The sequence below is a fragment of the Bradyrhizobium canariense genome (assembly GCF_018130465.1).
Classification (GTDB): Bacteria; Pseudomonadota; Alphaproteobacteria; order Rhizobiales; family Xanthobacteraceae; genus Bradyrhizobium; species Bradyrhizobium canariense_C.
Genome location: NZ_JAFCKJ010000010.1, coordinates 132,234 through 145,981 on the forward strand (window position 1 = coordinate 132,234; position 13,748 = coordinate 145,981).

Genomic DNA, 13,748 nt, shown 5'->3' on the forward strand with positions numbered 1-13,748 from the left:
TAGCTTGGACAATTGCTGGACCTCGTGATCCTTCCATTGCTTTGGCTTTGGTGTTTTCATGATGCGGCACTCAACTTGGCGCCACTCAACCAGCGCGGCTGGTTGCCGACACTTGGGAAATTTACGGGTTGCCGGAGTTCGCGTCATCGCCGCAGGCCGTACACTGTCCCATCAGGACATCGGCTGGCCCGCCTGCTCCCAGTCGAATGCAGGGCCCCGCAGCGATCGGGCGGTCTCCGGGCCGTCTCAATGTCCACCTAAGTTGCCGGCTTAGCCGCCGCATCAAGCGAAGCACTCTCGGAGACCAGGCATGTTCACTTCCGTTATGGCAAAAGCACGATCATTGCTAGATCGGATACGCCCTGGTCCTTCGCAAGACATCTCCGATGCCGGATCCGAACGCCGGGGCCGGGAAGCGACGGGCGCCATCCTTGCGCTGATCAGCCTGATCGTGATCGTCGCATGCGTCGGCGCGGCGATCGCCCTCACCCAGGTCAGGTCTTTGAAATCGGAGGTCGTCGCGCTTCATCGCGAGCTTGCACCGCTCAAGGAGCGGGTCGCGCAACTGGATCAAGCCGAGAAGGCAAGGCGTCAGGCTGAACAGCAGCAGGATGCAAAGGACAAGGCTGCGATCGAGAGAAGCAATCGTCTTGGCGAAACGCAGGCCGCATTGACTCTCTCGTCCGAGGAGATTCAACAGATCAAGGTGTATATCAAGCCGGCTCCCTCGATAGGCGCTCCGGCAGACGCGATCAAGGTCGGCGATTTCGTGGATGGTGCGATGATCCCGCTGCCATCACCGCTCACGGAGAAAATTCCAAAACTGCTCGGCGCCAGATTTACAATTCGAAACGGGGTGATCATCATCGTCAGAAATGGCAGTCGGCGGGTAGACGCCGTGCTGGGTTCGAACTAGCCGAGACCAAAATTTCAATAAAAATCAAACTGCGGCCAGTTGTTCCGCCTAGGGTTGATTGTTCGGCGGCCTTTCGATGAACCGACGGCTGCCATTGAGGAGCTCAAGGTTATTGGCGATCACCGGATTGGTCGGATCGAGCGCATAAGCCTTCTCAAATTTTCGACGCGCGCCGTTCAAATTGCCCCGCAACATCAATGAATAGCCCTGATCGTTGAGGATCTGGACTGTCTCGCCGCCAAGTCTGATCGCTTGGGCGTAAGCCTGGTCCGCAAGATCGAACCGACGCAACCGATCGTAGCTTGCTGCCAGGCCAACCCAGGCTGTCACGTCCTTCGGCGATTTCTCGACGGCGTCCTTGAAGTAGCGCTGGGAAATTCCGTAACTGCCACGATTGAAATGCTCCAGCCCCAGCCGCACGGGCTCGTCCGAAGGATAATATTTGACGTCGGTCGGTTCCTGCACGGGGTCGCCGCCCGGCGGCTCCACGGGAGCGACGATAGCCGCGTCTCTCAGCGTGGTCTCACACGCCGCAAGGCCGGTCGCCAACCAGCAACAGGTCAGCATCAAGATGATGCGCCGCATAAATCTTGTCCCCGCCCGGCTCATCGGACTCATTGAAATATCATTGTTGAGTGATCCAACGCCAAGGCCCCCTGGCTTCTTACCTACCCGGTGCTCCGCCGCCGACTGGCACCGATACTCCAGCCGCCGATCCAGGCGGCAAACCTTCTATGTTGACATTCTGGGTGACGGGAGGCCGCTGGCCCATCGCTTCCGTCGGCTGTCCCATATCGGGAAGCTGATCTACGGGGCGTTTCGTCTCGCCATAACGTGTGACGGCGGGACCAACGCGCCGAGCGTCGTACGCGATCCTGCGGTCGCCGACGTATCGCGGCCATGGATGGATCGTATGGGTGACGGCGTTGACCTGCTTGGCATCGCCGGCGGTCATCGTGATGGTATCGGAACGCTGGAAGTAGCGGTCCACCTCGTCATGACCGGCGAGACCGTAACATCCCCCGAGCAAGAAGGGCGCGAACAGAACCAGATACCTTATGGTCATCTCTCTCGCTCCTAGTTGAGGGTCTTTACGACCGGTTGGTCGGCAGCGGCCGGTGGCGGAACGGGCGTCCTGAGCTCAGGAGCGATGATATGGCCGTAAGGGCCCTTCACGTCGCCACCGGAATTGACGTAGTCATTGTAGCGCTTGCGGACTTCCATCTGGCCGTTGAGGAAGAAGTCGACATCGTTGGCCGGAAGGCGGGAGTCCAGCGGCGACGCCAGTTGCTGGCCGGGCGCCGCCGGCGCGACCAGGCGCGGCGTCACGATGATGACGAGGTCCGTTTCCTGCTGCTGGTACGACTTGCTGCTGAACAAGGTTCCGATCACCGGCACCGAGCCGATCCAGGGCAATTGCGAAACGTCCTGGCGGTTGCGAGTCTGGAGCAGGCCGGCGATCGCAAAGCTCTGGCCGTCGCGCAGCTCGACCGTGGTCCGCGCGTCGCGGCGGGTCAACGCCGGAATGATCGTCCCCGCAATCTGAACCGCATTGGAGAAATCAAGCTCGCTGACCGAAGGTTCGACCCGAAGGTTGATCACGCCGCGCGAGAGAACGGTGGGCACGAAAGCCAGCTCAACGCCGAACTTCTTGAATTCGATCGTCACTGTTGGCACGAGACCAGCGGTACCGGCCGTGGACGCTACAGGCACTGGAAATTCACCGCCGGCCAGGAAGCGAGCGGCATCGCCGGAAAGCGTGGTCAAGTTCGGCTCGGCTAACCGGCGAGCCAATCCCTTGGTTTCCAACGCCGAGATCAACAAGTCCACCGAGCCGCCGTTGGACGTCCGAACGATGCTGGTCAACAAGCTTCCGAACGGGACCGGAGCTATACCGCCCGCAGTGCCAACAAGCGTACCCAATGTTCCGAGGACCGGGAGGCTTCCTGCCCCCGGAGGCGAACCGATTGGCTGTCGACCTGCCGTCGCCGCTCCGAGCCCCGTATTCCCAACGTTGGTGCCGTTGGCATTCGCCGCATAGAGATTGACGCCGAGGTTTCGGCCCGCGTCCCGGTTGACCTCGAGAAAGCGCACTTCCAGCATCACCTGCTGCGGCGCCGCGACGCTCATCGCGTTGACGACAGTGCCTCCTTTCGCGACAGTGCTGGTGGCGATTGCCATGGCCCGCTCGGCCGCAACTGCGTCGACAGCCGTTCCGCTCAGCACCACCTGCCCCTCGGAGGCCGAGACGCGAACCCCCTGCATGCCGGTTCCGGTCCGGATGTTCTGCTGCAGATTGCTGGTATCGATCACGACCTCGACGTCGAGGATCCCGATCTGCTTCATCGAGCTGTCGAACAAAATGACGTTGGTGGTGCCGGTCTGCTTGCCCTGGACGTAGATCAGGTGATCGCTCAGCGACTTCACGTCGACGATGTCAGGTGAGCCCGCAACAATCGTCGCAAACGCGGTGTCGACCTTGAAGGTGCGTGACTTGTTGACGACTACCTTGACCCGCTGGACGTCGTTCATTTCGCTGACGAAGACGCCGCCGCCGGAGGAGCCCCGCCGGTCTGCGGCCGCGGCACTATCAACGGAATTGAACAGGGCAAGCGTGGCGCCAAGAGCCATCACTCCCAAGGCGGGAAGCCCCGCTCCCTCCTTCCCAGAAACGCGACCCCAACTCATTCCGAGTCCCCTTCGCCGCCAGCCGCGGCTGTCCCCGTAAATCTACGTCCTCGGCGTCCTAACGACTCTCCCTCGCGCACGACGTCGTAGAGTTTACAATCTGTCCCACTACAATTCGTTACTGCGTATTTCTGAGATCATCATCCTTCATGCTGCCTCGTTGCAAGAAGAGAGGCTTACCGCACTGCGGCAAAGAGCAGAGAAAACCTTCCGATGTTGCCATCGAGCACCACTTTCTCTGCTGCTCGGAACTATCGTGCTGCGGAGACCGCGGGCGAGTTCCCGCGGCTATTACCGCTAGAACGGAATTGTGGTGGACGCGCTCGGCGCGTTCAATGCTCTGCCCCAGATCGGCATCACCATGGCGAAGCCAGCCTGAGAGGCCGTCACCGTCAGTGCAGAGGCTCCCGAAGTCGTGCTGACTGTCGGGGCGGAACTGCCATTCCTATACAAGAAGGGGGCAGCAGCCTGCTTCTGCGTGGTCGACAGGTAGTCGCCGGTGCAGCTCGAGGGAGATGTACTCTGCGTCAGACCGGTCACGGCGGGCGCGTAGCACTGAATCATCATTGCCCGCGCGCTAGCGCTCGAGAGCGTGCGCAATGACTGCACGGTGATCGCATAGCGTGCCAGATCGAAGATGGCGAACATCAATGTTAAAAGCGGTATGAAGACGAGGATCAATTCGAACGCCGCCATGCCGCGCTGATCGAGCTTTCTCATCACTGCACCAAAGCGACCACTTGGGTGTAAGCGATGGTCGACGGAAGACATGCATCCGTGCTCAGGTAGGCGCTGCCTGTCATGTTGAGTGACTTGGCAATCATTTGCGAACAGGTCGAATTGGTGGGTTGAGCCGTCCCGCCGAACGACACGTCTGCCTTGGGAAAGTACATCGCTCCCGCAAGCCGAACTGCGCCGTTGCCGTTGATGTTGACGGCCCCGGTCGATTGATCGTCAATCAGAACGCCGTTCAGAGAAGACGAGAAATTGTTCGTCGTAGGGGCGGAAAGGTTAATCGTACCGCCATTGATGGTGAATTTTGAATTCCCGAGCAACACGAGCGTCACGTTCGTGCCAGTGACTGTCCCGCCAAGACTTATGTCCCCATTAGAGAAGTACGTTCCTGCGGCAAGAGTTAGGGTCCCGCCGTTAACAGTTATGCCGGCCTTAAAGTAGGCTGTCACAGGCGATCCTGGATTACACGCGAAGGCCCCGCCGCCGTTAACGGTTATGCTTCCGCTAAAGTAGTATCTTGCTGTGGTTGTTGAGGAACAATAGTAATAGTCTCCGTTCGACACGTTTATGCTTTTGTATGCCGTACTAGCGCTGTTGGCACTTATCGGAAAACATTTGGTCGTGCCCGCAGGCGCCGAAGCGGGGCACGTTGATTGTGCGAGGTTAACATTGCCCGTGATATTCGTACTGATGAAGGTATTGTTGAACGACGCAGTTTGCAGTCCCTGCAGTGGATCCATCGCAGGAGGCATGAAGTAGTTGTGTGTTACTCCGGGGCTAGCGCAGTTGCTGGCTGGACTGCAGCCCGTTGCACCATAGACACCCCACCCCGAACCAGTGAAAGATGGAGTGCTGGCAAACTGGACACTCGCATCCGACATCAGCGGGCAGCCCGTTCCGTTGTTGGTGACGTTACCGCCAATTTTCAGCGCGCCGCCACCGTTCGGATCAGGTCCAAGCGCCAAGCCGCACACTTTGCTCGGCTTCTGAACCTCAGCAATGGCTTGGGCGGGGATGGGGACAGTGGTCGCACCCAGCACCGCCGCCAAGTAGGCCGGCTGTTGCTGGCTCACCCTGACGCGAACGGCGTTCCCGGTGCCCGCAGCCGGCGTTGTGAACGAGCCCGCACTGTAGTTGCCGATATCGACCTGCACAGTCCGGGAGACCCGGCTCGGAAGGCTGGTCGCGCAGCCTGAATAGGCGTCGCCGGAGTTGCAGAACGCGTTCTGCGCCGCGAATACCCTGCTCTGATAATCCACTGATGTACCGCAGTTCGCCGCACCAGCAATATCGCACGAAAGCCGCAAGGCCCCCGCGTAGGCCGCTGCATCGGCGGCGTTCTGCCCTTGCTGCCTGGTGACGTACCACGACCCGGCCTCGGCCCCGAGCGCAACCGCTCCGATGAGCGGCACGAGGGCGATGACTGTTGCGAATGCGGCCGAGCCGCGTTGGGAACGGAGCAGATTACGCATGGGAACACCTACTGGAAGCGCTCTGAGTAAGATAGCGTGTACGTACAAGAGTTTGGACACAGCACCGGTCTCCACACGATCGGAGCCAAAGTGACGGTCGTCGAAAACGTGAAGTATTTGGGGATCAGAGTAAGGTTGCCTGAGGAGCACACACTGCTTCCGCACCAAACCTGAATGTTGCTGATGGTGTATCCTGCGATGTTCTTCTGCAGCCCTGAACTCCACGTCCCCGGGTTAGCCGGATCGGGCGGATTCTTGTACTGGATGTATTGCCCGAAGGAACGCAACGCCGCCCACCCGGAGATGAACCGGAAGCCTGCGGCGGCGACGTCGGCGAGCGGCATCAGCAGAAACGCCACCATCAAAGCATAGACGAACATTGTCTCAAACGCGACGGCGCCGCGCTGATCCGCGATGAGAGATTTTGTATGGCCCGCGCACCCGCCTCGACTGGCAGCTACCACGTCCCGACGCCAGCTCCGATCGCGAGCGATTTGAACGACATCCATGACAATTCGACCACGCATAGCCGCTCACCAAACATAAGGGACCAATCTCCAACGCGATGCTTCGTAACTGGAATACTCCGGGCAGGTGCGCCGAAGCAGATCTTCTTCGTAGAGAATCCGGCATATTTGAACGCCGATATGCAGGACCAGCACGAGCGCCGTAATCGGCGTCAGATACTGCAGCACCACGCCCACAATCACGATCTCTTCCGCGAAGTAGAGCGGATGCTTGATCCATCGATAGGGGCCGGTTTGCACGACCGAACGCGCCTGTGGCACCAAGCTGAACGACCGCCCCAAATGTCGGATGGTGACAAGCATCATGATCATGCCGACAAGCACACAAGCGGTGGACAGCAAGTTTGGCAACGCCTGCTCGGTTTTGCCGAAGAACGAGATCGTCCACGGTAAATAGGAGCCGACGAACGCAGCTGCCCTAGGCAACACCCCATCCGCATGCGCCTTTGCCGGCGACCTCGTCATGATCAAGACCGCCAGGAGCATGTAGAAGACGGCAAGGCAAAAACTCGACAGAAGCGATGGCCAGGGATCGATAAATGACCCAATTCTGATGGCGACGCAAAGTGCCAGCAACGTGAACCACATGCTGCCGAGCAGCTGCATCACCCACTCGTAAGACGGATTCTTCGACAGCGTCATGGTACTCATGGCTACTTCACACCGATGCTGGAGAATGTACGGACGAGGTGCAGAAACGGACTCCCACCTAGAATGACGAACATGGCTGGAAGCAGGAACAACACCATCGGAATAGTCAGCTTGGCACCCAACTTGTGCGCCCTTTCCTCGAGGTCGGTAATCCGCTCTCGCCGGAGGTCCATAGCGATACTGCGCAGAGCCTGGCTCAGTGGCGTTCCGTATTGCAGGCTTTGGCTGACCATGGTGCCGAACCGGCGAAGCCCCTCCGACGTAGATGCCAGTTTCTCGAATGCCTCGCTGCGATTTGGCAATATCCGGAGATCATCAAGAAGGCCGTACAAAACCCGGGCCATGGGGGGATTGGTCTGTTTCATTTCTTCCGCTACGCGTTCCAGCGCGCTTTCAAGACCCATTCCCGCTTCGCTGCAGACAACCAGCAAGTCGATCATATCCGGCGTGCCCAGCCGAATGCCGGCATTAAACCGGCGTCTTAGAACCAACAGGATCAACCGCGGCCCCATAATCCCGATCACCACGCCAATGAGACTGAAGACCAGCACGTCCGTGAGTGGCTTCCCAAGAATCTGCGCAACCAACAAGGCAATGACCGGGAACAAGAACATGCTGATGGTTTTGACACCGATCCAGATCGACAAGGCTCGATGAGGATTCAAACCTGACGATTGAACGATGGTTCGGAGCTGGTCCAGATTTTCCGCAGAGTAGAAGCGTCGATACCGCATGCCGAGCGACGAAAGCCAACCGGTCATGTCCTGGAGGGGCGCTGACCGGCCAGGAACACCCAGCACCGCATTTGACACCCGCTGGTTCAAGGCACGAATGTGTAGTTCGTGGATCATCAGCACGAGGGTCGCAGTCGCAAGTGCTATGGCCAGGGCCGCCAAACCGAGACCAAAAGTCATAGTTCTGTTTCCCTTCTGACCATCCAACGTATCACAAGGGACCCGACAATCACCGAGGCTGCCGCGTAAGCCAGCAGCCTGTTTCCCGTCGGATCATAGATCAGCAGATCGACCGTTACCGGATTGATCGTGTACAGCAGCCCACCGACAATTATGGGCGACAACGAAAGCGCACGTGAGGAAAAGATCACCTCTCCTGCCAGAGCCTTTGCGCGAGCAGCGAGCGCAACCCGCTGTCTCACAGTATCTCCCAGTGTCTGCAGGGTTTCGGTCAAACTGCCACCTGCCTTGAGCTGGACTGCAAGTGTGACCGCAAAGATCCCATACTCGGCCACTTGCGTTCGCCGATAGACAGCTTCTACAGCCTCCTCCGGAGGTCTCCCCATACTCACTTCGCTGCATACGATGGCAAACTGACCAGCTGTCGGTTGCGGCATCTCGCGAGCGATGGTGCGAAATGCTTCGGTCACGGGCAGTCCAGATCGAACAGTACTTGTTACCAGCTGGATCGTGTCGGGCAGTTGTCGAAAGAGTTGACTGGCGAGACGATCTCGCTGCCATCCAAATAGACCTCGCACCACCACGATCGCTACAATTGCAGCCGCCGGATACGCGTAGAAGTCGGAAAATTTGAGCACGCTATTGGCATAAAGGATTGCAGCCGCTGCGACCACACCGGCAAATAGCACATACGCGGGGTGCCAAGCGTAAGCGATCCCGGCGTCGTAACTGACGATGCGGAAGACAAACTGCCAGCGGGACCCGGTCTCTAACCGACGAATGGATGGTAGGTCCGCCAAGTCTGAAACTGGCAGAGCTATCGTCAGTTGACGATCGAAGCGTCGCTGTCGTGCGTCGAGCCACAACGTGGTGGCTGCTGCGCATATCAGGAGCATCAGGTCAATCGTGGTCAAGAACTCCGGCATTATAGCTGCCTCATGGCCTCAGCCCAGGCTCGATCAAGCCCATAATAGGTAAGACGGCTCTTGAATTTCGGGGCAGCGTTGGTGGATCTGTAGGTGCCCGATATCCGTCCGTGAATATCCTCTTGTTCGTACTCGAACGCCGCGATGTCGTTGGTGGTGATCACCTCGCCTTCCAGCCCGATCACCTCGCTGATCTGGATAACGCGACGCTGTCCGTCCCGCATGCGTTCTACTTGCACGACGATATCCAGCGCAGCCACGATCTGAGATCGAATCGCCCGCAGCGGCAGATTCGGCTGTCCCATCTGCACCATGTTTTCGATGCGGGTCAGCGCGTCGCGGGCGGAGTTGGCATGCACTGTGGAGATCGAACCATCGTGGCCGGTGTTCATCGCTTGCAGCATGTCAAACGCTTCGGCGCCGCGCACCTCGCCGACGACGATCCGGTCGGGACGCATGCGCAGGGCATTCCACACCAGATCGCGTTGTGTCACCTGGCCTGTGCCTTCGAGGCTAGGAGGCCGGGTCTCCAGGCTGATCACGTGCGGCTGTTGAAGCTGCAACTCCGCAGCATCCTCAATGGTGACAATACGTTCGCTGTGATCAATGAATTGGCTCATGGCGTTCAACAGCGTCGTCTTGCCGGAACCGGTCCCGCCAGAAACCAGAATATTGAGCCGGGACCGGCCGGCAATCTCCAACAATTGTCCCATGGCCGCGGTCATTGATCCGTTCTGGATCATCCCGGCCATGTCCAGACGGCGGCTTGGGAATTTTCGGATGGAGATGCAGGGGCTGTGGATCGCCAGCGGCGGGAAGATGATGTTGACCCGGCTGCCGTCCGGCAGGCGGCAATCCACCATCGGACTGGATTCGTCGACGCGCCGGCCGACCTGCGCGGCAATCTTCTGTGCTACGGATGCGATGTGATCATTGTCGCGGAATCGCACCGCGATCCGTTCCAGTTTGCCGTGTCGCTCGACGTAAACGTTACTCGGTCCGTTGACCATGATATCGTTGATCGATTGATCCAGCAGAAGCGGACGGAGCGGCCCGTAGCCGGTCATGTCGTCCGCAATCTCGTCCGCTAGCTGAAACTGCTCGCGACCTGACAGTTCGAGCCGTTCCTCGTTGGCGATTCCATGGATGATTTCCTCAATCTGACGCCGAAGAACGTCACGCGAGACCGTTGCGGCCACCGACGGCTCAATCTGCTCTATGACCCGTTCACGCAGCAAGGCCGGCATCACCGGCCGCTGGGTAGAAGGTTCGTCGTGCCTTGGCGTAGCTGCTGGCGAGGTTGGCACAGGCAGATCCGGCGCCAATGCAGGCAAGCTAAGCGGCAATGCAGGCAAACGAGCTGGCGTGTCGTCTTCGCGCCTACCAAATTTTTTCGTCACCCGAGCAGCCTCCTCAACCATCCCTTCCGTTCGGCACCGACGCCTGCGATCTCCCGGACAATTGGGGCGAGGTGACGTCGCAATCCTCGTACGTGCTTTAGGGCTGGAATTCCGAGATTGACCGCCTGGGTCATCCCCTTCCCGAGATCGGGAATCACCATGTCGGGTTCTGCGCCCAAGGCCTTGACGATCGTCGCCCTGGGAAGGCCGCCGGGACGATCGGCACGATTGAGCAAAGTAAACACGCGATCCTTACCGGCGATGTTGGTGACGGCGGTGCGGAGTGCATGGGCATTGCGAAGTCCGGTCACCTCCGCTTCCAGCAGCACCAGCACGTGCCGGGAAAGAGTGATCACCGGATGGATCGATGGCGGAAACGGGACCGGTATATCGACAACGATGTAATTGAACCGTTGACGGAGCAGACCCAGGACATGTCTCACGCCCGCTTCAGTGATGTCGAGCTGCGCGTCCAACTCCTCATCGGCGGAGATCAGGCAAACTCGCTCGTTGATATCGATTGCCGCGCGTTCGAGGAACAACGTGTCCGCCCGCATCGGGTTTTCCAGAGCGATGCGAAGCCCTGGCCCGGGCCGAACACCCAGCATCACGGCTGTTTCACCGTTTTGTAGATGAAGGTCGAGCAGTGCGACCTTGGCCTTTGTGGTCTCGGCCAGTTGCAGCGCGAGATTGATAGCGATACTCGTTGCGCCGGCGCCGCCCTGCGCGCCGCAGATCGAGATCACATGCCCGCCGCGATCGGCAGCACCGGGCGCCACGTCGCCAAGCAGTTTCGGACGTAGCTGGTGCAGCACCAGATCGCGCGTGAGCGGCCTCGGAAGGTACTCGCTCAAACCGATTTCCATGAGCTCGCGGTAGAAGGTGATCTCCCTGCTCTCGCCGATCAGAGCCACCCGGACATCGGGGGGGCAGACGGCGGCCAACCTTTCCAGTTCGGAAAATGGATCATCGATTCCGCTGATGTCCGCCACCAACGCAGATAGCTCGGTGTCGGTTTCGAGCATCCGTATGGCATGACGGATCGTGCCGCGCCTGATCGATAAATTGCTACCCTCGAGGCCCTTGCGCAGAGCCGCAGCGCTAAGCTCGTCGTTGACGAAACAGACGATTTGGTTGCGCGTTACAACCGATGCTGATTCTTGAGGCGGACTGACTGCTGCAATGTTAACGTTCACCACTGCCTCCCCTTACCGACGTGACGAAACGGCCGAAGCGACCGGCGTTGACGGGCCAATTGCCGGCAACACGTCACCGCTCAACAGCGTGCGCGTGTTGCCTGCATCGTCCCTTCTGACTGAGTATTTCGTGCCGCTGTTGCGTGCATAAACCACCACCGTCGCGGCCGTGTCGCCGATGTCCTGTCGATCGACCGCTGACCGTACGGCCAAGGAGAGCTTTCCGAGCACTGCTGCAACTGTGACTTTCTTGACCTGCTCTGGCGCGAGCTGCAACGATACAGTGTGCGCGACTTTACCGGCTGCGGCATTGCTGGCCGAGCCACTTTGCACAATATCCTGGTCAATCGCGACAACTCGAACATTGTGAACAACGGATTCGCTCAGCGTGCCATGCTGGTAGTCTGGATTTGGCTTCTCGGCCAGCGTCGTCGACTCCAGGGTCAACACGACATCCACATAGTCACCCGGCCAGATCAGGCCCGAGACGCCAGACGCGGCGTCAACGTTGATGCTGATGGCACGGCTGTCCGGTGCGAGGACGCTAGCGAGAAAACCCCGTTCGCGCGGGCGCAATATGTCCTTGGATGTGACGGGACTGCCAGTGTCGAGGAAGTTGCGAACCAGAGATCCGCGAAGTCCGATCTTGGCGTCGGGCGTATCACGGATCGCCTCTGTCGGAACACTACCTGGCGGCGACGAGCGCACCTCGAAATCCTCGTCGCGCGCCAGTGTCCCTCTCGGCAGCGGGTGTGCCGCGACAAAGTACCCGACAGTGGGAGGCGCCGGAATACTCTCCGTGACCTGTGCGACCGGGACCTCCGCTTTCGGCACGTTCATGCTGTAGGCGATGAGCCCGAGCGCGACGGCCGCGAACAGGAACACCATGATGATCGAGAGACGCAAAGCGGATGACATGTCAAAGTCCTTTGCTGAAAACGGTCCAGATACCACCGCACGCTATGGCAACCCCGTAAGGTAGCGGTGCGTGTCGCAAATGGCGCCAACGCTCGACCGCATAGACTCGGCGCACGAGCGACGATCCGGCGGGCGCCAGCCTGGGACATGGAAGGAGGCGCATCATCAGATGCACCAAAGCAAGAATGCCGCCGGCCAGAGCGGTGACGGTCAACAACTGAATCACGCCTGTCAGCGGGAGACCAATCGCCAAGGCAACCAGCAACTTGACATCGCCGCCGCCGATTTTGCCGAGTTGGTAGATGCCGAACAGGAGCAGGAACACGATCGCAGCCACGATCACCGACTGGGTAAGGTCCATTGGGTTCGCCAATTGACCCGCGATCCCGAGGAGCGCCAGAGCTAGACAAATCTCATTTCGGATCAATCGCGTCGCGATGTCGGTCGTCGCGACATAGAGCAACAACAGGATTTCGAGAAACGAGATTATGGAAACGATCCAACTCATCAAATTCACGCCTTAGACAATGTAGTGAAGACAATGTAGTGACAGATCTCCCGTGCCTTCATGGCCCAGACGGCTGTGCTAGCTTCCGACGGCGCCACTGATTGCGGCGCTGATCATGTTGACGCCGCTCGTCAGCACCGTCGCGACAGCTCCGTCAGTGCCTGTACCGAAAGCAGCACTGACTGAGCCGACGAGACAAGCCGCCAGCATCACGTACTCGAACGACACCACGCCGTCCTGGTCAGTTCGCAGACGCTTCAACGCGTCCGTGGACTTAACGCGATACCGCAGCATTGGGAGAGGATTCCTTCTTGGGCCCGAAGGCAGGACTTTCAGAAATGAGGCTGTGGCAGCAATCCAATTCATGAATGCATGCCTCAGAAAGCGGGGGGCAGATTCCCATGCCCCCTTCTGGGGCGGCATGCCTGTATTACACGGCCGCAGTGAAGGCGTTGGTGATCGAGGTGATCCCGCCGCTCAGCGCCGTCGCGATTGCACCGCCGGCACCAGTACCGAACGCAGCAGTCACTGCGCCGATGATGCAAGCCGCGACAATGATGTACTCGAACGACACCACGCCGTCCTGGTCCGTGCGCAGATGCTTCATGGCGTCCTTCGCGATGATGTAATAACGCAGCATAGGAAATATCCTTTTGTTGAGGTGACAAACATCGGAACGTTCGTTGGCGAAAAGACCCTGCAGCCAACCAGCCTTCTTTGTAATGTCTGATCCGAACGTTTCGCGTGCTCCGTAGAGTGGTGCTGTGGATCAAAGGGGGTACTCCTCCTTCCCGTTAACCATTCGCTGATCAGCCGGAGTTCGATCGACCGCGACAGCGTGCTGGCGTTTCCAGGAGCGCTCAGCCCTAGCCGGCTTGGCCCCCCGCGACGCGTTGG

At 59.2% G+C, this 13,748-nt stretch carries 16 protein-coding genes; 1 reads left to right on the forward strand and 15 read right to left on the reverse strand.

Annotation, left to right across the window (positions count from 1 at the left end):
• Positions 1 to 310 precede the first annotated feature (310 nt).
• A complete protein-coding gene (locus JQ591_RS24640; protein ID WP_211398557.1) occupies positions 311 to 916 on the forward strand; it encodes a hypothetical protein in 606 nt (201 codons plus the stop codon).
• Between the two features lie 48 nt (positions 917 to 964).
• On the opposite strand, the gene JQ591_RS24645 is transcribed toward JQ591_RS24640, so the two are convergent.
• From JQ591_RS24645 to JQ591_RS24715, 15 genes are all read right to left on the reverse strand, one after another.
• Positions 965 to 1,501 (reverse strand): tetratricopeptide repeat protein, encoded by a 537-nt coding sequence (locus JQ591_RS24645; RefSeq protein WP_211398558.1) that lies wholly within the window; start codon positions 1,499 to 1,501, stop codon positions 965 to 967.
• A 79-nt stretch (positions 1,502 to 1,580) separates the two neighbouring features.
• The gene (locus tag JQ591_RS24650) at positions 1,581 to 1,982 is read right to left on the reverse strand and encodes a hypothetical protein (RefSeq protein ID WP_211398559.1); all 402 of its coding nucleotides are present in this window, start codon (positions 1,980 to 1,982) and stop codon (positions 1,581 to 1,583) included.
• Positions 1,983 to 1,993: 11 nt separating this feature from the next.
• A complete protein-coding gene (locus JQ591_RS24655; protein WP_211398560.1) occupies positions 1,994 to 3,604 on the reverse strand; it encodes a type II and III secretion system protein family protein in 1,611 nt (536 codons plus the stop codon).
• 297 nt (positions 3,605 to 3,901) lie between these two features.
• A complete protein-coding gene (locus tag JQ591_RS24660; protein ID WP_249137622.1) occupies positions 3,902 to 4,324 on the reverse strand; it encodes a TadE/TadG family type IV pilus assembly protein in 423 nt (140 codons plus the stop codon).
• Complete coding sequence (locus tag JQ591_RS24665; RefSeq protein WP_211398561.1) at positions 4,324 to 5,811, reverse strand: pilus assembly protein TadG-related protein; 1,488 nt, start codon at positions 5,809 to 5,811, stop codon at positions 4,324 to 4,326. The genes JQ591_RS24660 and JQ591_RS24665 overlap by 1 nt, the downstream gene beginning before the upstream one ends.
• 8 nt (positions 5,812 to 5,819) lie before the next feature.
• Complete coding sequence (locus JQ591_RS24670; protein ID WP_249137624.1) at positions 5,820 to 6,320, reverse strand: hypothetical protein; 501 nt, start codon at positions 6,318 to 6,320, stop codon at positions 5,820 to 5,822.
• A 24-nt stretch (positions 6,321 to 6,344) separates the two neighbouring features.
• Positions 6,345 to 6,989 carry a methyltransferase family protein gene (locus JQ591_RS24675; protein ID WP_211398562.1) on the reverse strand — a complete coding sequence of 215 codons (645 nt, stop codon included), beginning with the start codon at positions 6,987 to 6,989 and terminating at the stop codon, positions 6,345 to 6,347.
• Positions 6,990 to 6,991: 2 nt separating this feature from the next.
• Positions 6,992 to 7,903 carry a type II secretion system F family protein gene (locus JQ591_RS24680; RefSeq protein WP_211398563.1) on the reverse strand — a complete coding sequence of 304 codons (912 nt, stop codon included), beginning with the start codon at positions 7,901 to 7,903 and terminating at the stop codon, positions 6,992 to 6,994.
• On the reverse strand, positions 7,900 to 8,817 hold the full coding sequence (locus tag JQ591_RS24685) for a type II secretion system F family protein (protein ID WP_249137625.1): 918 nt from the start codon (positions 8,815 to 8,817) through the stop codon (positions 7,900 to 7,902). Before JQ591_RS24685 ends, JQ591_RS24680 begins: the two co-directional genes overlap by 4 nt.
• 11 nt (positions 8,818 to 8,828) lie before the next feature.
• Positions 8,829 to 10,079, reverse strand: a complete 1,251-nt coding sequence (locus tag JQ591_RS24690; protein WP_349630407.1) for a CpaF family protein — start codon at positions 10,077 to 10,079, stop codon at positions 8,829 to 8,831.
• Between the two features lie 146 nt (positions 10,080 to 10,225).
• Positions 10,226 to 11,425 carry an AAA family ATPase gene (locus JQ591_RS24695; protein ID WP_211398566.1) on the reverse strand — a complete coding sequence of 400 codons (1,200 nt, stop codon included), beginning with the start codon at positions 11,423 to 11,425 and terminating at the stop codon, positions 10,226 to 10,228.
• 12 nt (positions 11,426 to 11,437) lie between these two features.
• Positions 11,438 to 12,343, reverse strand: coding sequence for a Flp pilus assembly protein CpaB (gene cpaB, locus JQ591_RS24700; protein WP_211398567.1), 906 nt, complete (start codon positions 12,341 to 12,343; stop codon positions 11,438 to 11,440).
• Position 12,344: 1 nt separating this feature from the next.
• Positions 12,345 to 12,851 carry an A24 family peptidase gene (locus tag JQ591_RS24705; protein WP_211398568.1) on the reverse strand — a complete coding sequence of 169 codons (507 nt, stop codon included), beginning with the start codon at positions 12,849 to 12,851 and terminating at the stop codon, positions 12,345 to 12,347.
• Positions 12,852 to 12,929: 78 nt separating this feature from the next.
• Positions 12,930 to 13,145: a hypothetical protein gene (locus JQ591_RS24710; RefSeq protein WP_211398569.1), complete on the reverse strand. Its 216-nt coding sequence runs from the start codon at positions 13,143 to 13,145 to the stop codon at positions 12,930 to 12,932.
• A gap of 136 nt (positions 13,146 to 13,281) precedes the next feature.
• Complete coding sequence (locus JQ591_RS24715) at positions 13,282 to 13,491, reverse strand: hypothetical protein (protein ID WP_211398570.1); 210 nt, start codon at positions 13,489 to 13,491, stop codon at positions 13,282 to 13,284.
• Between the last annotated feature and the right edge of the window lie 257 nt (positions 13,492 to 13,748).

Excerpts from the sequence above, each read along its gene's own strand:
- JQ591_RS24655 (WP_211398560.1), bottom strand. The coding sequence starts at position 3,604 with ATGAGTTGGGGTCGCGTTTCTGGGAAGGAGGGAGCGGGGCTTCCCGCC.
- JQ591_RS24680 (WP_211398563.1), bottom strand. The coding sequence starts at position 7,903 with ATGACTTTTGGTCTCGGTTTGGCGGCCCTGGCCATAGCACTTGCGACT.
- JQ591_RS24660 (WP_249137622.1), bottom strand. The coding sequence starts at position 4,324 with ATGAGAAAGCTCGATCAGCGCGGCATGGCGGCGTTCGAATTGATCCTC.
- JQ591_RS24710 (WP_211398569.1), bottom strand. The coding sequence starts at position 13,145 with ATGCTGCGGTATCGCGTTAAGTCCACGGACGCGTTGAAGCGTCTGCGA.
- JQ591_RS24645 (WP_211398558.1), bottom strand. The coding sequence starts at position 1,501 with ATGCGGCGCATCATCTTGATGCTGACCTGTTGCTGGTTGGCGACCGGC.
- JQ591_RS24650 (WP_211398559.1), bottom strand. The coding sequence starts at position 1,982 with ATGACCATAAGGTATCTGGTTCTGTTCGCGCCCTTCTTGCTCGGGGGA.
- JQ591_RS24670 (WP_249137624.1), bottom strand. The coding sequence starts at position 6,320 with ATGGATGTCGTTCAAATCGCTCGCGATCGGAGCTGGCGTCGGGACGTG.
- JQ591_RS24675 (WP_211398562.1), bottom strand. The coding sequence starts at position 6,989 with ATGAGTACCATGACGCTGTCGAAGAATCCGTCTTACGAGTGGGTGATG.
- JQ591_RS24705 (WP_211398568.1), bottom strand. The coding sequence starts at position 12,851 with ATGAGTTGGATCGTTTCCATAATCTCGTTTCTCGAAATCCTGTTGTTG.
- JQ591_RS24640 (WP_211398557.1), top strand. The coding sequence starts at position 311 with ATGTTCACTTCCGTTATGGCAAAAGCACGATCATTGCTAGATCGGATA.
- cpaB (WP_211398567.1), bottom strand. The coding sequence starts at position 12,343 with ATGTCATCCGCTTTGCGTCTCTCGATCATCATGGTGTTCCTGTTCGCG.
- JQ591_RS24715 (WP_211398570.1), bottom strand. The coding sequence starts at position 13,491 with ATGCTGCGTTATTACATCATCGCGAAGGACGCCATGAAGCATCTGCGC.
- JQ591_RS24665 (WP_211398561.1), bottom strand. The coding sequence starts at position 5,811 with ATGCGTAATCTGCTCCGTTCCCAACGCGGCTCGGCCGCATTCGCAACA.